Here is a 17,367-nt window from a genome sequence, read left to right on the forward strand (position 1 = left end):
TCAGTCGGAAGGGGAACGTCTGGACCTGGGGGATGCGGATCACTCGTCCAACGGATGCAGATCCACAGGTGTCAGGATCCAGTGAAAGCCGTACTTCGGGCTCGCCGCCGGGTCGATCCGCTCTGGGGCGAAGTACTCACCAATCAGGCTGAGCAGACGTTCGTTGAATTCCACAACGCGCTCGTAGGGTACTCGTCCTGCGTGTTCGCCCGTGGCCTGAACGAACTCCGAGCCGAACACACCGGCGGCGGCGTCAGCATTCGCCTGCACGTAGTCGAACGCTGTCCGGCCTGGAAGGATTGTGCAGTCATTACCGAGCTGAGCACCCGAGCTACCAGCAAGGTCGGCGCCGGCAGCGGTGCGGGTCCAAAGACCCAAATGCTCGACAACTCGGCCTGCGCCGCGAAGCTTGACCAAGTACCAGAGAACCCGACCATCGGTCGCGCCCAGTTCGCCGGCGAGCTGGCTCAGAGAACGCGGTTCATGCAGGAGTTCCACGATGCCGCGAGGAAGCATTGACGACTCCCACGCTGCAATCGGGCCTGGTTGCGCCTCAGCTGATCGACCTTCATTCTCCATGTTCATGAAACTAGCCGGTCGAACCGGTCGGTGAGGAGGCCTCTGCGCCTCCCGATTGCCCCCTGAAACTGATCCTGACGCCGCAGCGAGCGAGCTGACGCGAAGCGCCCCCGGCTGTGACGAACTCCGCCAGGGTCGCTGGGTGGAAGGCAGGGCGGGCGCGAATGCAGGGGTCAGCGCGCCGGCCCCGCCGGTCAGGGGGTTAGTCGTCGAGCCACTCCGCGCCGGTGGTGTCGCGGTGGTAGCCGTGGTGGTGGCCGTTGACGCAGGGGCGGCTGGTCATGGGGTTTTCGCCGTCGCAACGTTCGGCGGGATGGAGCGGGGGCCATTCGGCTTCGTCGCCGTCGGTGGGTTGGCCACCCCACTCGACGCCCGTCTGCCCGGCGGCCCCTGGTGATGTCATGAGAAGACGCTATGGAGCGGGCGGGATGGGGGGCTAGATCGTTGCGCCTAGTTGCTGCTGGCCAACTCGTTTTGCACGTTGATGATGATCGCTCGGGCGTCGCGGCCGTAGACCGCTGACTGGCGCAGCAGGTCGAACATGCGGGTGTACAGGGCGATCTCTTGTTGCTGCGAGACCTCGATGCTGGCGGTGGTAGTTTCGAGGGTGACCAGCTTGTCGTCGAACATCCAGAAGCCTGCTGAGCCGACGGCTTGGCGCTCGATCATCGTCGGCACGATGCCGAGGGCAACGTTGGGGAGTGTCATCACGGTCAGCAGGCGGTCGAGTTGGCCGGCCATCGTTTCGGCTGTGCCGAACCACGTCCGGAGGGCGTTTTCCTCCAGTACTACGGCGAAGCGTCTTCTGCTCTCGTAGACGATCTGCTGGCGTTCCAGTCTCGCTGCGATGGCCTCGTCGATGTCGTTCTCGGCGTCGAGGAATCCCATCCAGAAGTTCAACATCGCGCGGATGTAGTCCGCGGTCTGGAACAGGCCGGGGATGACGTTGTGCTCGTAGATCCTGAACTGTTCGGCGTGGTCGTAGGCGTCCTGGAAGGCGAGCATCAGGTGTTTCACACCTGAGCGCGAGCGCCGCCGGAACTCGACGTACATGGACTCGATCGCGCGTGCCTGGGCGATCAGGTCAGTGGCTTGGTCCTCGGCACCGCAGACCTCGCACCAAGTGCGAATGTCCCGGTCGGTGGGTGGCTGGACGCCGTGCTCCAGCTTGCTGATCCGCGTGAAGTGCCAACCGGTCGCGGCGGCCAGCTCGCGACCGGTCAGGCCGGCATCCTTGCGCAGGTCTCGAAGGCGAAGCCCCAGGGCTTCCTGTACCTTCCTCGCTGCGCTATTCGGGCTTGTACTCAAGGTAAGGCGTCGTCAACGGCCACACCTGGTCGAAGGCCTTGCGGCACATCTCGACCGTGGCCGGGTTCGTCGTGGTCGTCAGGGCGTTGTTCAGGCCGGCCCCGGAGTAGTGCAGGAAGACCACTCTCTCGTCGTCGAACAGGTAGTAGTCGTTGCCTGGAAAGCAGAGTTCCGAGACCTGGCGTCTGGGGACGAATCGCACGTCCTCACCGGCTTCCACGATCGGGTGACCGATGGCGAGCGTCCACCGCTGATAGTCGCTCAGCGGCTCGGAGACGATGCGAGCGCGCTTCACCGTACGACCCGCTGCCACATGCTCGCGGAGCGTGGTGCACCAGTCTTGGAGCCAGTCGAGGTCGTCCGGCTCACCATTCGCCCACTTCGCCATGTGCGGGAGTTCGACTTCGGTCCCGTAGGCGTCGCGAGTCTCCAGGTGGATCGAAGTGCGCTTGAAGGTCTTCAGCAGACCTTGAAAGTCGTCGTCGGTGATCTCGTCCACAGGTCCTACTTGAAGAACTGGATCATGCGGTCCGGGATCTCGACGGCGGTCTCGCCGTTCGGAAGATCGAGCGTGGCCAGTGCATCCGGGTCGTCGACGACCCAGCCCTGAACCACCCAGCTTCCTCGGTCGGTCTTGTAGAGGGTGGGCGAGTTGGTCGGCTGGGAGTCCGGGTCGCCGGCGATGAGAGTCAGCTTCATGATGTGCCCCTGCTTTCGTCGTTGCGTGACCTTGCCCTGCCGAGTCTGGGGTTACTCATTGTTGCCTGTCACCGATGTTGCCAGAAGTTGCGAGAAGACCTTCCGGGTGGGCTGCCGCTCAACCCTTCGTCGTCCGATCAAGCCAGTCCAGGTATCCCGCTGAACCTACGGTGATCGGTACGGCGCAGACCTCGGGGTTGGTCCACGGGTGGTTTCCAGCAGGTGCACTTCTAGGTCGGAGTAGCGGCGTTCTGTCGTCTTCAACAGCACCTGCCATTCCTCGCCCTCGCCGTACTGACCCTCATGCCAGAAGACCGAGACAACAGGTCCGACGACCTGAGCGCCTGCGGCTAGACCCGCCCCGACCGCTGAACCTGCGAGCGCTACCGCCGCGGCGCGAGTCGCTGTAGCCGTTGAGACCTGCACGTAGCCAGACATGCCGCTCAGCCTAGGTCCGGCATGCTTGAGAGTGCGATTATGTGCAGCACAATTGCTGGCGAGATGCCGCCATGTTTCGGGTGGTTGATGGGGTGGGTACGGAGGTTCTATGGAGCCCGCCGAGCCTCGTACCGACAACGATCCCTACAGCATCTCGACGCGGATGGCGCGGAGTACCGGGGCGGTGACTGTGCCTGTGTCGGTCGGCACGGTGGTTGAGGTGGTTGACGATCTGGCCCACGTGATCGACGAGCCGCGGCTGGTGAGTTTGTCCGCGGAGCGTGCGGAGTTCACTCGGAAGAGGAACGCCTGGACCTGGGGACTGCGGATCACGCTGAGCTTTCGTGCTCTGGGGCCGGAGCGGACGCTGATCCGGGCCGACTGCCGGCCGAAGCTCCCGACCGTCTTGTGGGACGGGGGGCAAGGAGCAACCGAGCTCGCGATGATGCTGGGGCTGATCGACCAGGGGATCTCGTCCGAGCGCTGAGGATCTAGCTGACCGACGGCGGCAGGGCGGCGAGTACGGCGGCGAGGGCGTGCGGGTCTCGGCGGGCGATGTTGTGGCCTACCGGGATTTCGTGGAAGGTCCAGGCGGGGTCGTTGCGTAGGCGGTCGGTCAGTGGGCCGAAAGGGGTGCCTGGCCAGGGACCGCCGCTGGCGGCTACGCCTGCGATCACCAACCCGGCGTAGCTGTGGCCGCAGAGGACGAGACGCGCGTCATCGCTGGTGGCGATGAGGTCGGCTACCTGGTTGATGTGGGTGTCGAGGTTGGGTGCGCTCGCGAAGTCGGCTGGGGTGTCTTGTTCCAGGCCTGAGAGGGTGACCGCTTCGACCTCGTGCCCGGCCTGGCGGAGATCCGCGGCGAGCGCGTCGAAGACCCAGCCGCCTTGCCAGCCACCTGGTACCAGGACGAATTTCATCGATTCAGCGTAGGTGGGCGACGGCTCGGGTGAGGCCCAGGGTTCGGCCTGCGTCGGCGTGGAGCATCTGGGCTTCTTCCCGGCCTGGTTGACCGCCGTCGAGGTCGCACGCCTCGTTCCACTGGAGCCAGTCGTCCCAGCCGTGCGGGAGTTGGTCGGCGACCTCGACGGTGACCAGCCCGGTTCGCTCCCAGTGCTGACGCCACCAGCCAGGGCTGTGCCAGGCGCAGAAGTCCCACTTCCAGTACGGCGTGAGATGCGGCGGCGGCAGCGTCTCGTACTCCTCGGCCGAGCCGGGAAGGGCGATGGCCAGCCGGCCGCCGGGTTTCAGGAAGCGGGTCAGGTAGCCGAGGTAGAGGTCGTCGGTGCCGAAGTAGTGGTAGGCGCCGATGCTGACGATGGCGTCGAAGAAGTTCTCGGCGTACGGGAGGGCGTGCGCCTCGGCGTGGATCGGGTGGACCCGATCCGCGACCCCGGCCTCGGTGATGCGGTGGAGGTTCTCGCCGGGCTGGATCCACAGGTCGGTGGCCCAGACCTCGACGTCGTACTCCTTGGCCAGGAAGATCGAGCTCAGCGCGGTGCCGCAGCCCAGGTCGAGGACTCGCCGGCCGGGGCTCAGCGGCATGAGCTCGGTCAACGCCTCGGCCTGCCAGACGGGGTTCGGGCCCATCGCGCCGTCGACCATCCAGCGGGCGGAGTAGGCGGCAGACCGCGGGTAGCGGTCGTTTCTCAGCAACTGGGCGAGCTCGGCATCATCCATTGGAACGCAGTGTGGCGAGGGACTCGCGCAAGAGGCAACCAAATATCCGTCGGATCTGGGGTGAGCTGTTCGTTGGAGGGGTGAACGGACACTCGACCGAGGAGGTCAGCATGACTGCCCGCTACACGTACGACATCTTTTCCAGTCTCGACGGGTTCGGGTCGCACACCGGCGGCTGGGGTGGCTACTGGAGCAAGCAAGGGCCGGAGTTTCTCGCGCGGCGGGCTGAGCAGTACGGCGAGGCGCAGCGGATGGTGTACGGCGCGACGACGTACCGGACCAACGTGGCGATCCTTGGCGCGGCCGACGGGATGGACACCTGGATCACGCGGATGCGGGACCTGCCGGCGACGGTCGTGTCGAGCACGCTCAGCGGGCCGCTCGACTGGCCGGACGCGACGCTGGAGAGCGGGGACGCCGTCGAGGTCGTCACGCGGCTGAAGGAGGAGTCCGACGTACCGCTGCGGTCGCACGGGAGCGTGTCGCTGAACCGGGCGCTGCTGGCCGCCGGCCTGGTCGATCGGGTCCAGCTGACGATCTTCCCCGTGCTCACCGGCCAGACCAGCGCGGTCCGGTTGTTCGAGGGCGCGGCGGACTTCGATCTCGAGCTGCTCGAGAGCCGGACGCTCGACGGCAACACCCAGGAGCTGATCTACCGGCCGACCCTGCACGGTTGAGGCTCGTCTCAGCGGGAGGTCCGGTGCGTGTCCGGCCCGGAGGCGGGAATTAGGGTGATGCGGTGCTGAAGCGTGAGGTGGTTGAGCGGGCCGCGGGCGGCGTCGTACCGGCGGGGCGGCTTTGGTACGCCGGGCCGGCCGAGCGGTGGTTCGAGGCGTTGCCGGTCGGCAACGGGTTCGTCGGCGGGATGGTGTTCTCCGGGTACGACGCCGAGCGCGTGCGTCTGTCGGCGTCGACGGCCTGGTCGGGCGCGCCGGGGAGCAGCGACGTCAGCTCGACGGCGCTGAAATACCTGCCGCAGATCCGTCGGCTGCTGCTCGCCGGCGAGTACGCCGAGGCGCAGGCCCTGGCCGACCAGCACCTGCCGGGGACGCCCTCGTCGTTCGGGACCAACGTGTCGTTGCCGGAGCTGGTGATCGACCACGAGGTCGACGGCGAGGTCGGTGAGTACGAGCGGTCGCTGGAGCTCGGCGACGCGATCGTCCGGTCGCGCTTCCGCCGGGGTGGGGTGACGGTTGAGCGTGAGGTGTTCGCGAGCAATGTCGCCGGCGTACTGGTCGTGCGGGCGACCAGCAGCGCGCCGGTGGCGCACACGGTGAGCTTCAGCGGGGACGGGATTCCCGCCGAGGTGACGGCCGACGGCGAGACGCTGGTACTGCGGGGGCAGGCGTACGAGGACCTGCACAGCAACGGGAAGGTGGGAAGCACCGTCGAGATCCACGCGAAGGTGCTGACCGACGGGACTGTCGCGCCGAGTGACGCGGAGGACGTGCTGGAGGTCGGCGGCGCGACCACGGTCACGGTGATTGTTGCTGTGGGCACCGACTGGCTCGGGGCCGATCCGGCGGGGCAGGCGAGCGAGGGGCTGCGCGACGTACCGGCGTACGACGTGCTGAAGGCGGCGCATGTCGAGGATCACGCGGCGCTGATGGGGCGGGTGGGCCTCGACCTCGGCCGTGGTGAGGCGGGTCGGCTGCCGACCGACGAGCGGCGTGCGCTGTTCGCGAAGGGCGCGGACGATCCGGAATTGGTTGCCTTGTACTTCCAGTACGGGCGGTACCTGACGATCGCGGGATCCCGTGACAACTCGCCGCTTCCCCTTGCGTTGCAGGGATTGTGGAACGATGGGCGGGCGTCCGGCGGGCCGTGGACGAACGACTTTCACCTCGACATCAACACGCAGCAGAACTACTGGGCTGCCGAGATCACCAACCTCGGGGAGTGCCACACACCGCTGTTCGGGTTGATCGACGGGTTGCGCACGAGTGGGAGCAAGACGGCGGCGGAGATGTACGGCGCGCCGGGGTGGGTTTCGCACACGGTGTCGAACGCCTGGAGCTACACCGCGCCCGGGTGGGGACTCGGCTGGGGTCTGCACGTGACGAGCGGGATCTGGATCTCGCTGCAGTTGTGGGAGCACTTCGAGTACCACCGGGACCTGGACTTCCTGGCGGAGCGGGCTTATCCGGTGCTGAAAGACGCGGCGCAGTTCTTCCTGGCGTACCTGACCGAGGACCCGGAGACCGGCTACCTGCTGAGTGGGCCGTCGGACTCGCCGGAGAACTGGTACCTCACCGCGGACGGGGAGAAGTGCTCGGTCTCGTTGGGCAACACGACGGACCGGGTGCTGATCGAGGCGCTCTTCAGGATCTGCGGGGAGGCGTCCGAGCTGCTCGGCCTTGACGACGACTTCCGCGCCGAGGTCAGGAAAGCAAGGGGAAAGCTGCCGCCGTTCCAGGTCGGCAAGCACGGGCAGCTGCAGGAATGGCTGCACGACTTCGACGAGGCCGAGCCGAACCATCGGCACACCTCGCACCTGATCTCCGTCTATCCCGAACGGCAGATCACGCCGCGGGAGACGCCGGAGCTGGCGCGCGCGGCGGAGGTTGTCATCGACCGGCGGCAGCATGCGGACGGTTGGGAGCAGACCGAGTGGGTCGAGGCCAACCTGACCGCGTTCTCCGCGCGGCTGCAGAAGGGCGATCTGGCGTTGCAGCACCTGCGGTCGTTGATCGCGGACGCGAGTGAGGACAACCTGCTGTCGTACTCCGTGGCCGGCATCGCGGGCGTGGACGAGAACATCTACGCCTTCGACGGCAACTCCGGCGGGACCGGCGCGATGGCCGAGATGTTCGTGCAGTCGACCGGCGCGGAGATCGAGCTGCTGCCGGCACTGCCGACGAGCTGGCCTGGCGGAAGCATCAAGGGGCTCCGGGCGCGAGGTGGATACACGGTCGATGTGGAGTGGGCGAACGGCAAGCTCACGGCCGCCGAGATCACCGCGGCGGAGCGGGCGACCCCGCAGCAGGTCCGGTGGGGTGACGAGCTGATCGAGCTCGACCTCGCTGCTGGCGAGACCGCCCGGATCACGCTGTCCTAGGAGGACCCCCGCGGGCCCTAGCCTGAGTGGATGCGCCTCGCTCCGATCGGTCTGACCGCGGCCGTGCTCTGTGCGACCGCGGTCCTGACCGGCTGCGGGCCGAGGTTCGCCGCGGCCAAGGTCGGGATGACCGTCGACGGAGCGGGCCGGCCGGTGATCGTGCTGGAGGACTGCAAGGAAGGCGACATGGTCGAGCTGCAGGTCTTCGACGAGTCGCGCACCGAGAAGAACTCTCCGGGCGTCGACCCGAGCCTCCCGATCGCCGTCTACACGGTTTCGGAGGGCTCGAAGAAGCTCCAGCAGATCGCGGTCGGGACCGGCGGCTCCGGGTGGGACCCGGTGACCGTGGTGCCGGAGCTGCGGCCGGGGACGTCGTACAAGGTCCGTAGTTGGGGCGACGGGCACAAATCGTTTGGTGGGCAAACGGTTTTCACGCCGAACGATCTGAAGACGCTGAAGCCGGGCGACGTCCGGTACGGCGTACAGGTGAAGTCGGCGTCCGGGGTCTACGAGGACGAGTACCGCGTCTCGTCGCTCGACGAGTTCACGCCGTCCGACTGCGACTAGCCCGCGACGAACTCCATCGGGTCGCCGAAGCCGAGGTCGGTGATCCCGGCGCTGTGGAAGGCGCCGACGAGCACGCAGCGCCGGTGGGCCGCGAAGGTGAGCACGTGCGCCACCATCCCGCCGTACGTGAAGACGCGCGGCGGTTCGCAGGTGGTGTCGACAAAGCTCTCGTCGAACCGGCCTTCGTCGTTCAACCGGTTGACCAGGGCAACGAACCGCGAGCCGGCGTCGGCGTGCCGGGAGCGCAGCTCCGGGATCGGGGTGGTCACCGAGCGGCCGCACTCCGGCACCTGGAACGGCCGGTCCTCGACCGAGGCCAGCCACATCTCCTCCTGCCAGACCAGCCGGTCCAGCAGGTACCGGATCGACGTGTCGTCGTCGATCCCCTCGACCGAGACCTCGATCGGCCGGTCCAGTGCCTCGGCGTCGAGCCGGGCACCGCGTTCGATCAGTTCACCGGTGAGCCACACGTGGTGCTCGACCATCCGGACCAGGACATCCATCCCTCTCACCTTTCTCCTCGCCGGCAGGCGCAGGCCCGCCGGTGGCTGGAAGTGCACGCCGCTCGGGGCGGCCAGGAAGAACACGCGCGACGACGCGCATCGCCAGGCGCGCGGCGCCATGCCGTACGCCCGCGCGAAGGCCCGGGTGAACGCCTCGTGCGAGCCGTACCCGGCGTCGACCGCGATCTCCAGCACACCGACGTCCTCGGCCAGCAGCCGGTACGCCGCCCGCTCGAGCAGCAGCCGCCGGCGGAACGCGGCCGGCGACTCGCCCGCGGCGGCGCTGATCACCCGGTCGAAGTGGAACCGCGACAGGTAGGCCCGCCGGGCGAGCGCGTCCCCGGTCGGGGCCTGCTCGGACCCGCCCAGACTCTCCGCCACGGCCGACACGAACTCGGCGTACACGTCCTTCATGGATCCACTGTGCCGCCTGGACGGCCGGCGCGACTTGATCGATCTTGCGGACCTCGGCGGTGTTGACGATGCAGACTACTGTGGGATGTGTAGTAGTGTTAACGGCAGAGCACCGCCGATTCCGGTCTGAGGGGTCCGGGGCGGCGGTGCGTCGAACTTGCCGAGGAGTTGTCGATGGATCCGAGCCAGTTGCTGAAGGGCGTACTGGACCTGGCCGTGCTCGCCGTGCTGCGCGACGCCGACGGGTACGGGTACGACGTACTGCGGCGCCTGCGCGCCGCCGGGCTCGAGGAGGTCGCCGACGCCTCGGTCTACGGGACGCTGCGGCGGCTGTTCGCGGCCGGCGCGCTGACGTCGTACGTGCAGCCGAGCGAGGAAGGGCCGCACCGCAAGTACTACGGGCTCAACCAGATCGGCCTGGATCTGCTGACCGAGTCCACCAAGACCTGGAACCACTTCGCCGGCACGATGGCGGGCCTGCTGACCAAGAAGGAGGAGGCGGCGTGAACAGCACCCTGACCGGGACGATCGCGACCTATCTGGCGCAGGTCAAGGCCGAGCTGGCCGACCTGCCGCCGGGCGAGCTGGAGGACGTGCTCGACGACGTCGCGAGCCACCTCACCGAGGTCGCGGCCGAGTTCGAGCAGGAGCCGACCGAGTCGCAGCTCTGGGAGCGGCTCGGCGCCCCGCGCCAGTACGCCGACGAGCTGCGCACCGCGGCCGGCTACCCGGCATCGACCCGGCCGGTCGCCGCGAACGAGAATGCGGCGGAGAAATCGTTGCGCTGGGCAATCATTGCGGCGATCTTCGGGCCGTTCCTGGTCCTGATCGGCGTGCTCAGCGGCTCGCGCGGAGCGGTCGGCTTCTTCGGGCTGCTCGGGCTGGCGGTGCTGTTCGTCGCCGCGTACGTCGGAGTCCGGGCCCTCGGCAACAACAGCCCGCGGGTCGTGCTGGACACCCCGCGCGGGAGGCATGGCGCCGAGTTCGTCCGCGGCCTGATCGCGCAGATCCCGCCGAACGTGCGGACCGAGCTGGTCAGCATCGGCCAGCCGGTCTGGTGGGTCGCTCGCGGCGCGCTCGGCGGCGGCGGGTTCTTCGCGCTGTTCGGCGCCGGCGCGGTCGCGGTCGTCGGGGCGATCGCGGGTGCGGGAGTGTCGATCTGGATCGGGCGGCGCAGCCAGCAGGACCGGCGCTGGCTCTGGTACGTCGTACCGCTGAACGTGATCGCGATCCTGTCCGTGCCCGCGGTGCTCGCGGGGGCTCTGCTCGGCACGTCGAACGGGCTGTTCTCGATGCGCTACTACGACAACAACGGCAGCAGCACGTCGAACTACTCGAACGGGCTGGTGCTCGACGGCGAGTCGATCCAGAACGTGTACCCGTTCGACGAGCAGGGCCGGCAGGTCAGCGTCCGGCTCTACACCGACGGCGGGCGGCCCATCAACCTGCCGGTCGACAACTGCGCGGCGACGTACGGGGACCGCGAGTACCGCGAGAGCAACCTGTTCCCGCTCGCGACGATCGAGTCGAACTCACCCGTCGTCGACCCGTCGACCGGCGAAACGACGTCGTGCACCGACACCACGAAGGCGCCGTTCGTGCCGCCGCCGGCGCCCGCGACACCGACGGTCCCGACGACGACTCCGACACCTGGGACGACGCCTGGGCCCACGTCGGGTCCGACCACGGGGCCTACGTCGGGTCCGGCCACCGGGCCGACGTCGGCGCCGACTTCTGGTCCGACCGCTACGCCGCCGGTCAAGCCGACGACCACCCCGACCACTCCCGGCGTCACGCTCACGGTCCCCCCGCCGAGCCGCTGAGCCGAGTGCGCCGGGCGGGCCGCGTGAGCTGGTGAGCTGGTGAGCTGGTGAGCTGGTGAGCTGGTGAGCTGGTGAGCTGATCGTCGCGCGGCGCACGACCCAGATCGACGCCTGCGACGTGCACACCCGCCAACTGCTGGGCTACAGCTGTGCCGCCCCGACCGGGTGGTAGCTGTAGCCCAGTGTGCGGTAGAGCCCGATCGCGGTGTCGTTGCGCCCGTCAACCATCAGCGCGACCCGGCCGTGCCGCTTGACCAGCTCGGCCGTCACGAACGCGCACACCTGCTTGGACAGCCCTCGCCCGCGAGCGGTCGGCAAGGTCGCGACCCCCGCCAGAAAGCCCACTTCCGGCGCGCTCCAGGCGTCCGCCGCGACACTCAGCAGCCTCGCCGAGTCCGCGCTGCCGTCACCCGGTGCGGACACCCAAGCGGCCTTACCCCCGGCGACGGGTGCGGTGTCGGTTGTCGGGTCCTCGACGCCCGCCCAACGGAGCACTCCCCGGTCCCCCGGCCTGGCGTACGACGTCGGCGACGCCTCGTCGAGCAGCTCGGCCACCCCCGCGTCGTCCGCGAGCCAGCGCGCCGTCACGGTCTCGACCACCATCGTCCCGCCCGACGCGAACGGCATCGCGTTCAGCGCCGACGCCGGCGCCTCGTCGATCTCCATCCAGCCGAACGTCGCCCGCAGGCTCAGCTCCGGAATCCGTTCGACCAGCCCGCGGACCAGCTCCTCGTCCCCGAACGGCCGGTACGCCGTACCGACGACGCCCAGGACCTCCCGGACCAGCGCCGCGGCCTGGTCAACCGGTCCACGCACCACGATCCGGTCGTGCCGCGACAGATCCGGCGCGACCACGGCGAGAGCGTCCCCGGCGTACCAGGCCCGGGTCCCGTCCGTCATCCCCTGGCCCGCCCACAACACCTTGGCATCCCCACCGGCCGCGGCCACCAGCTCTGTCGAACTCAAGATTTCGCGCACTCAACCATTGTCCCCGCAGCCAATTCGGTCCGCGCGGGGTGGTCGCCACTCCCGCTAGCAGTTGTCTCGGAGGCGGTTGGTGTCGCCACGCCATGAGTCCAGGCCCTGCAGGTGACGCGCGCGTCGTGTTCGCAGGGTTGGCGACCTGGTCGTCCCCACCCTTCGTAGCGCTCGGCTTCCCGTGCGGGGCTGGCGGGCCCCTGCTTGCTGCAGCGGCCCGAGCAGCCGCCCGACGCGATCCGGCTTTCTCCACCCGCCCGCCGGAGCGAAAGGCCGACGTCCAGCACTGATCAAGTACTGGCCGGCGACGACGCCCAAACTCAGCAAGACCTCCCGACGCCGTTCGGCACGCGCTTGGACAGTGGTGGGCGTCGACCCTGCGACACGACGTTCCGGGGCCAACGATCCCCAGGCGAGAGTGGCGGGCCGGCGCTCGACAAAGGCGGCGGCTTGGTGGTGCATCTGGCGGCAGCGTCCGGTGCACGACGCCCGAGCTGCATGGATGCATCGAAGACGGTCAGGACCGCCCGCGGCGGGCGTCAGGCCAAGGCGGGCGTCGTGCGGCGGCGACTGTCAGGCGTTTGGCGGTGCACCCGACGGCGTACGGGGTGAGGTGGTGGTACCCGCGACTGGAGACTCGGCAGGCGGTCCGGCGGCCGTCAGGCGTTGGCGTTGGACTGAACCGCGAACGGCGTCAGTTAGCGGTCGCCACGGACAGGGATTCAGCGGAGGCGCTCCGGCGGTTGTCAGGCGTTGGGGTTGCGCTGGAGCGCGTACGGCGTCAGGTGGTGGTAGCCGCGGACGGAGACCCGGCGGAGGCGGCGCAGGCGGTACGACGGGTGGCCGTCCAACGCGGCCGCGAGCTCGCGGTCGGCGAGGACGCGGCCGGGTTTGCACTCCGAGGTGAGGCGGGCGGCGAGGTTGACGGTTTCGCCGTACACGTCGCCGAGGCGGATCAGGATCGCGCCGTACGAGAGTCCGATGCGGAGCTCGGGGAGGTCGTCGGTGGCGGCGACGTGATCCTGGAGGGCGAGCGCGACGGCGGCGCCCTGCGCGGCGGTGTCGGTGACGAAGAGGACCTCGTCGCCGATGGACTTGATCACGCGGCCGCCGTTCTGCGCGACGACGTCGGCGGCCATGCCTTCGAAGCGTTCGATCAGTTCGCCGAGCTCGGCCTCGGTGAGGCGACGGGTCAACCGCGTGTAGCTGACGATGTCGGCGAACCCGACGGCGCGGATGCCGCGCGCCAGCTCGTCGGAACCGGCAACCGAGCGTCCGGCGGCGGCCGCGAGGTGCCGGCGCCAGACGTACGTCTGCAGCTTTTCCGTGGCCGGAAGCAACATCCCGGCGACCTCGATCGCCTCGTCCGCGGGCAGTTTCGCGTGCGCGAGGAAGTCGAGGAACATCGCCGACTGCCACGACGCCAGCCGCGACTGCGTCTGCCCGAGCTTGCGCGCCAGCGACGACTCGACCGATGGGTCGATGAACCCGTCGTCCTCCAGCGCCGCGACCAGCCGCAGCGCCTCCACGTCGTCCGCGGTGAATGCGACCTCGTCGTCCGGCACGGTCGCGAACCCGAGCGCGCGCCACATCCGTTCGGCCCGCTCGTACGAGATGCCCGCCCGCTCCGACACCTGCAGGCGCGTGAACGTCCGCTCCCCGCCGAGCAGCGTCTGCTCGAACTCCTTGGCGAGGGCCCCGAGATCGGGAGGAACAGGAGCAGCCGCCGGAGCCGGATCGGAGCCGAGAGCAGCCAATCGCCCAACCCCTCCGGCCAAGCCGGGTTCGGCTGTCGAGCCGGACCCGGAGGGCGAGCCGGAGCCAGCGACTGGACCGGGGGCGGAGCCCGAGCCGAGGGCATGATCGGAGCCCGGGGAAGGGCCGTCGACGGGCTGGTCAGCCCGTGGCCCGACCAGGTCAGGGCTGGGCACAGCAGTACCCCTGTCCTCCTCCGCCGGGTGCGGGGCGGGGTCAGGCGTTCGGCTGGGGGCCACGGCGTTCGGCGATGGTGGCGTCGATGGCGTCGCGGAAGTTGGGGAGCCGGGTGGTGAGGTCGTCGAACTTCTCGCGCGTGAAGTGCAGCAGCTGCAGGCGCGACTTCGCGGTGACCGTTGCTGTGCGCAAGCGGTTCTGGCGGACCGCGACCTCGCCGGCGATGTCGCCGGGGCCGAGCTCGGCGATCTCCTCGCCCTTGACGCGGACCGTCGCCGTACCGGCGAGGATCAGGTACGCCGCGTCCGGCGGGGTCTGTTCCATGATCAGCGACCAGCCGGCCGGGACCGAGACCTCTTCGCCGGCCCGGAAGATGTCCTTGATCTCGCGACCGGACAGGTCCGCGAACAACGGCAGGTCCCTGGGGGACGTCCTACCAAACGCCACGTCGATCCTCCGAGCCCGCCGGGCCACGCCCGGCGCCACAGTCGATGTTTCCCGTCGGTAACTCTAACGCCTGAACCGCCGAGGGGTCACCGAGGTCCTGAATCTCGAGGGTCCAGTACGGCGTACGCCTGCTCGCGGAGCCAGTCCTCCGCCGTGTCCCACGTCCAGCCGCAGTCGCGGACGAGTGCTCGCCACGCGCCGAACCCGAAGGACAGCCACAGCACGTCGGCGATCTTCTCCGCGCTCAGCCCGGGCCGGACCACGCCCAGCGCGAACACGTGATCGGCCGCCTCCCGCAATGCCGCCCGGAACGCCCTCGTGCTCTGCTCCCAGGCGCGGTCGGCGACCTCGTGCGCGCCCAGCGCGGAGTAGATGATGTCGATCGCGTCCTGCGACTCCTCGGTGGACCTGCGGATCCCCGCGGCGAGCTCGGCGACGACTCCGCGCAGGTCGCGGCTCGCGCGGATGCGTTCGAGCGACGCCGTCGCGTCCGACTCCTGGATGCTGAGGCTGATGATCTCCGCGAGGATCTCCGGCTTGTTCCCGACGCTCGCGTAGACGGTCTTCACCGAGACGCCGGCCGCCGCGGCGATCTCCGCGACCGGCACCCGCGCGTACCCCTGCGCCGCGAACAGCCGGCGCGCCGCGTCGACGATGTCGCGGCGGGTCCCGGCGGCGTCTTCCTGCCGTCGCGGGGAGTGGTAGGAGCGGGGCGTCATGGGTTCAGGCTACGCTGCAGGAAATCATTAGAATCGCCTTCACCTGAATTGGGGACACCGTGACCGACCGAACCGAAGGGCTTCGCCTGTACGACGAGCTGATCGCCGTGCACACGATCATGCGGCGCAGCACCGCGCTGGTCGTCGACGCGCTGCAAGCCCTGACCGCCGGCCGTCCGGTCCGCGTCGCGACGCTGGTGAAGCTGATCGACTGGCAGGCGGGGTTCGTCCATCACCACCACGAGAGCGAGGACGAACTCTTCTGGCCGGTCCTGCGCGCACGCTTCCCCGAGGTCGTCGCGCAGCTGGACGCGCTGTCGATCGAGCACGACAAGCTCGACGGCGCCCTCGAGCACCTCTCCACCGAGGCAGCCGCCCTCCGAGGGGCACCCGCCGGCCGGGGGACGCGCGGAGCGTCGGGCGCCGAGGAGTCGCGTGGGGCAGCCACCGACGCGGACTCGCGCGGAGCGCCCGCCGGCCAGACCCAGGCTGCCTCGCTGCTGCCCGCCGCTCTGGAGGTTCGCGACATCCTCGCCGGGCACCTGGACACCGAGGAACCGATCCTGCACGCGCTCTTCCCCGACGTCCCCGCCGACGAGATCATCACGCTGCGCAAGGCGATCGTCGCCGGCGCTCCGAAGGCGGGCCCGGAGTGGGTGCTCGGGCTGATGGAGAACCCGACCCGAGCCCAGGGCTACGACATCATGATGGCCAACTTCCCACCCCCGGTCCGCTGGCTGCGCCCGATCCTCCTCCGTTCGTACGCGAAGGCCCGCCGGTCCCTCGCCGTCGACTGATCACGACAGCCGCGCCGAGATCAGCAACAGCGATGGGCGTCGACGGTGTACGGCGAGATGGGGTTTGCATTTGGCGAGGAACCGCGGGTCGTCGTACAGAGCCGTCAGAGCCAGCGGGCCAGGTCGTCGACGTCGATCATCGGGAGGTCCCAGCGCAGCGCGAACTGCTCCAGGTCCACCGCGTCGGCCATCGCCCCATCCGGCCGCATCACCTCGCAGCAGACTCCGACCGGCGCGAGGCCGGCCGCGACGCACAGGGCGACCGTTGCCTCGGTGTGGCCCTTGCGCTCGGCCAGCAGACCGGGGCGCGCGGCGAGGAGGAACACATGGCCGGGGCGCAGGAAGTCCGTGGCGATGGACTCCGGCGAGGCCAGGCGCCGGATCGTTGCCGCGCGGTCGGCCGCGCTGACGCCCGTGCCGGGCAGCGACGCGAGGTCGACCGGTACGTGCATCGCGGTCCCCTGACGGTCCCCTTCGCCGGGCATCGGCGGAATCCCCAGCCGCTCCAGTACGTCGGCCGCGCACGGGATCGTCGTGTGGCCGCAGGCCTGCGTCAGCAGGAACGACATCGACTCCGGCCGGAACCGCTCCCCGGCGAACACGACGTCCCCCTCACCTTCCAAAGTCGGGTCCCAGACGACGACCCCGCCGCCGGCCGCCAGCTGCGCGACCACCTTCTGTACGCCGACCGCGCCACTCAGCTGCCCCGCCCACGGCAACCGCGCGACAGCTCGGAGCAGCTTCGGCCCGTGTCCCGCGCGGGCCATCCGGGTGAGCAGGTCGCTCTCCAGGTTGACCCGGTCGCCGGCGGCCAGCCCGCCCAGCGTCGTACGGCGCAAGGTGATCGGCACGAGGACGACCGAGAAGCGGTCCTTCAGCACCTCCGCGACGGTCAGGCTGACGCCGTTCAGCGCGACCGAGGACTTGGCGACGAGGCGCTCGAGCTGCCGGTCGGCGGGCTTGATCCAGACGCGCCGGCCGGCCGGTTCGTCGTCGACCCGCAGCACCTTGCCGACCCCGTCGACATGGCCCTGGACCAGGTGCCCGTCGATCCGGTCACCGGCCGCCAGCGGCAGCTCGAACTGCATCGGGGTGCCGGGCGTGACCCGGTCGAAGGTCGTTCGCCGCCGGGTCTCGTCCGTGAGCGTCGCAACCAGCGAGCCCGGCTCGACGGCCTGCATCGTCATCCGTACGCCGTCGAGGCACACGGCGCCACCCTCGGCCAGCGCGACCGCCGGGTCGACGGTGATCCGGAGCGCTTCGGCGCTCACGTCCGCGACGATCGCGGTCCGCTCGATTCTTCCTGTGAACATGCGTCAGCTCCCGCGTCCAGAGATGACCAGGGACCCGAACAGGTCCGAGCACGAAGGCGGGGTATCACCGCATGGCCCCGGCCGTACCGGGTCACTCCGCACACCACACGGA

Annotated in this window: 21 protein-coding genes; 7 read left to right on the forward strand and 14 right to left on the reverse strand. The window is 69.3% G+C overall.

The genetic code is table 11. The features are described 5' to 3' along the window. Window positions 1-39: 39 nt before the first annotated feature. The 6 genes from ACLQ2O_RS00925 to cutA form a co-directional block, all read right to left on the reverse strand. Window positions 40-579, reverse strand: a complete 540-nt coding sequence (locus ACLQ2O_RS00925) for a hypothetical protein (protein ID WP_425826091.1) — start codon at window positions 577-579, stop codon at window positions 40-42. A gap of 202 nt (window positions 580-781) precedes the next feature. Further along, window positions 782-982, reverse strand: a complete 201-nt coding sequence (locus tag ACLQ2O_RS00930) for a hypothetical protein (protein ID WP_425826093.1) — start codon at window positions 980-982, stop codon at window positions 782-784. A gap of 47 nt (window positions 983-1,029) precedes the next feature. After that, complete coding sequence (locus tag ACLQ2O_RS00935; protein ID WP_425826095.1) at window positions 1,030-1,887, reverse strand: helix-turn-helix domain-containing protein; 858 nt, start codon at window positions 1,885-1,887, stop codon at window positions 1,030-1,032. Further along, the gene (locus ACLQ2O_RS00940) at window positions 1,868-2,386 is read right to left on the reverse strand and encodes a DUF6879 family protein (protein WP_425826097.1); all 519 of its coding nucleotides are present in this window, start codon (window positions 2,384-2,386) and stop codon (window positions 1,868-1,870) included. The genes ACLQ2O_RS00935 and ACLQ2O_RS00940 overlap by 20 nt, the downstream gene beginning before the upstream one ends. Before the next feature lie 5 nt (window positions 2,387-2,391). Next, window positions 2,392-2,586 carry a hypothetical protein gene (locus ACLQ2O_RS00945; RefSeq protein WP_425826099.1) on the reverse strand — a complete coding sequence of 65 codons (195 nt, stop codon included), beginning with the start codon at window positions 2,584-2,586 and terminating at the stop codon, window positions 2,392-2,394. Between the two features lie 165 nt (window positions 2,587-2,751). Beyond that, window positions 2,752-3,024 carry a divalent cation tolerance protein CutA gene (cutA, locus tag ACLQ2O_RS00950; protein WP_425826101.1) on the reverse strand — a complete coding sequence of 91 codons (273 nt, stop codon included), beginning with the start codon at window positions 3,022-3,024 and terminating at the stop codon, window positions 2,752-2,754. Window positions 3,025-3,133: 109 nt separating this feature from the next. Here cutA and ACLQ2O_RS00955 point away from each other — a divergent pair, with 109 nt between their 5' ends. Next, the gene (locus ACLQ2O_RS00955) at window positions 3,134-3,511 is read left to right on the forward strand and encodes a hypothetical protein (RefSeq protein ID WP_425826103.1); all 378 of its coding nucleotides are present in this window, start codon (window positions 3,134-3,136) and stop codon (window positions 3,509-3,511) included. Between the two features lie 4 nt (window positions 3,512-3,515). Here ACLQ2O_RS00955 and ACLQ2O_RS00960 read toward each other — a convergent pair whose 3' ends face one another. Next, window positions 3,516-3,944: an alpha/beta fold hydrolase gene (locus ACLQ2O_RS00960; RefSeq protein ID WP_425826105.1), complete on the reverse strand. Its 429-nt coding sequence runs from the start codon at window positions 3,942-3,944 to the stop codon at window positions 3,516-3,518. A gap of 4 nt (window positions 3,945-3,948) precedes the next feature. Then, window positions 3,949-4,704 carry an SAM-dependent methyltransferase gene (locus tag ACLQ2O_RS00965; RefSeq protein ID WP_425826107.1) on the reverse strand — a complete coding sequence of 252 codons (756 nt, stop codon included), beginning with the start codon at window positions 4,702-4,704 and terminating at the stop codon, window positions 3,949-3,951. Between the two features lie 110 nt (window positions 4,705-4,814). On the opposite strand from ACLQ2O_RS00965, the gene ACLQ2O_RS00970 reads away from it, so the two are divergent. From ACLQ2O_RS00970 to ACLQ2O_RS00980, 3 genes are all read left to right on the forward strand, one after another. Next, a complete protein-coding gene (locus ACLQ2O_RS00970) occupies window positions 4,815-5,381 on the forward strand; it encodes a dihydrofolate reductase family protein (RefSeq protein WP_425826109.1) in 567 nt (188 codons plus the stop codon). Window positions 5,382-5,443: 62 nt separating this feature from the next. Next, complete coding sequence (locus ACLQ2O_RS00975; RefSeq protein WP_425826111.1) at window positions 5,444-7,762, forward strand: glycoside hydrolase family 95 protein; 2,319 nt, start codon at window positions 5,444-5,446, stop codon at window positions 7,760-7,762. Window positions 7,763-7,792: 30 nt separating this feature from the next. Beyond that, a complete protein-coding gene (locus ACLQ2O_RS00980) occupies window positions 7,793-8,329 on the forward strand; it encodes a hypothetical protein (RefSeq protein ID WP_425826113.1) in 537 nt (178 codons plus the stop codon). Here ACLQ2O_RS00980 and ACLQ2O_RS00985 read toward each other — a convergent pair. Then, window positions 8,326-9,246 (reverse strand): helix-turn-helix domain-containing protein, encoded by a 921-nt coding sequence (locus ACLQ2O_RS00985; RefSeq protein ID WP_425826115.1) that lies wholly within the window; start codon window positions 9,244-9,246, stop codon window positions 8,326-8,328. The two genes, ACLQ2O_RS00980 and ACLQ2O_RS00985, sit on opposite strands and share 4 nt — an antisense overlap. Before the next feature lie 174 nt (window positions 9,247-9,420). On the opposite strand from ACLQ2O_RS00985, the gene ACLQ2O_RS00990 reads away from it, so the two are divergent. Both ACLQ2O_RS00990 and ACLQ2O_RS00995 read left to right on the forward strand, forming a co-directional pair. Next, entirely contained in the window at window positions 9,421-9,753 is a 333-nt protein-coding gene (locus tag ACLQ2O_RS00990) for a PadR family transcriptional regulator (protein WP_425826117.1), read from the forward strand. After that, window positions 9,750-11,069: a DUF1700 domain-containing protein gene (locus ACLQ2O_RS00995; protein ID WP_425826119.1), complete on the forward strand. Its 1,320-nt coding sequence runs from the start codon at window positions 9,750-9,752 to the stop codon at window positions 11,067-11,069. The genes ACLQ2O_RS00990 and ACLQ2O_RS00995 overlap by 4 nt, the downstream gene beginning before the upstream one ends. 141 nt (window positions 11,070-11,210) lie before the next feature. Here the strand turns inward: ACLQ2O_RS00995 and ACLQ2O_RS01000 are convergent, their stop codons facing one another. From ACLQ2O_RS01000 to ACLQ2O_RS01015, 4 genes are all read right to left on the reverse strand, one after another. Then, the gene (locus ACLQ2O_RS01000) at window positions 11,211-12,047 is read right to left on the reverse strand and encodes a GNAT family N-acetyltransferase (protein ID WP_425826121.1); all 837 of its coding nucleotides are present in this window, start codon (window positions 12,045-12,047) and stop codon (window positions 11,211-11,213) included. Window positions 12,048-12,793: 746 nt separating this feature from the next. Then, the gene (locus ACLQ2O_RS01005; RefSeq protein ID WP_425826123.1) at window positions 12,794-13,804 is read right to left on the reverse strand and encodes an adenylate/guanylate cyclase domain-containing protein; all 1,011 of its coding nucleotides are present in this window, start codon (window positions 13,802-13,804) and stop codon (window positions 12,794-12,796) included. A 214-nt stretch (window positions 13,805-14,018) separates the two neighbouring features. After that, the gene (locus ACLQ2O_RS01010; RefSeq protein ID WP_425826125.1) at window positions 14,019-14,426 is read right to left on the reverse strand and encodes a cyclic nucleotide-binding domain-containing protein; all 408 of its coding nucleotides are present in this window, start codon (window positions 14,424-14,426) and stop codon (window positions 14,019-14,021) included. A gap of 86 nt (window positions 14,427-14,512) precedes the next feature. Beyond that, window positions 14,513-15,145, reverse strand: coding sequence for a TetR/AcrR family transcriptional regulator (locus tag ACLQ2O_RS01015; RefSeq protein WP_425826127.1), 633 nt, complete (start codon window positions 15,143-15,145; stop codon window positions 14,513-14,515). Between the two features lie 59 nt (window positions 15,146-15,204). Here ACLQ2O_RS01015 and ACLQ2O_RS01020 point away from each other — a divergent pair, with 59 nt between their 5' ends. After that, complete coding sequence (locus tag ACLQ2O_RS01020) at window positions 15,205-15,942, forward strand: hemerythrin domain-containing protein (RefSeq protein WP_425826129.1); 738 nt, start codon at window positions 15,205-15,207, stop codon at window positions 15,940-15,942. A gap of 104 nt (window positions 15,943-16,046) precedes the next feature. Here ACLQ2O_RS01020 and ACLQ2O_RS01025 read toward each other — a convergent pair whose 3' ends face one another. Next, window positions 16,047-17,255 carry a 3,4-dihydroxy-2-butanone-4-phosphate synthase gene (locus ACLQ2O_RS01025; RefSeq protein ID WP_425826131.1) on the reverse strand — a complete coding sequence of 403 codons (1,209 nt, stop codon included), beginning with the start codon at window positions 17,253-17,255 and terminating at the stop codon, window positions 16,047-16,049. Window positions 17,256-17,367 lie beyond the last annotated feature (112 nt).

It is taken from the genome of Kribbella sp. DT2 (genome assembly GCF_049844575.1).
Lineage (GTDB): Bacteria > Actinomycetota > Actinomycetes > Propionibacteriales > Kribbellaceae > Kribbella.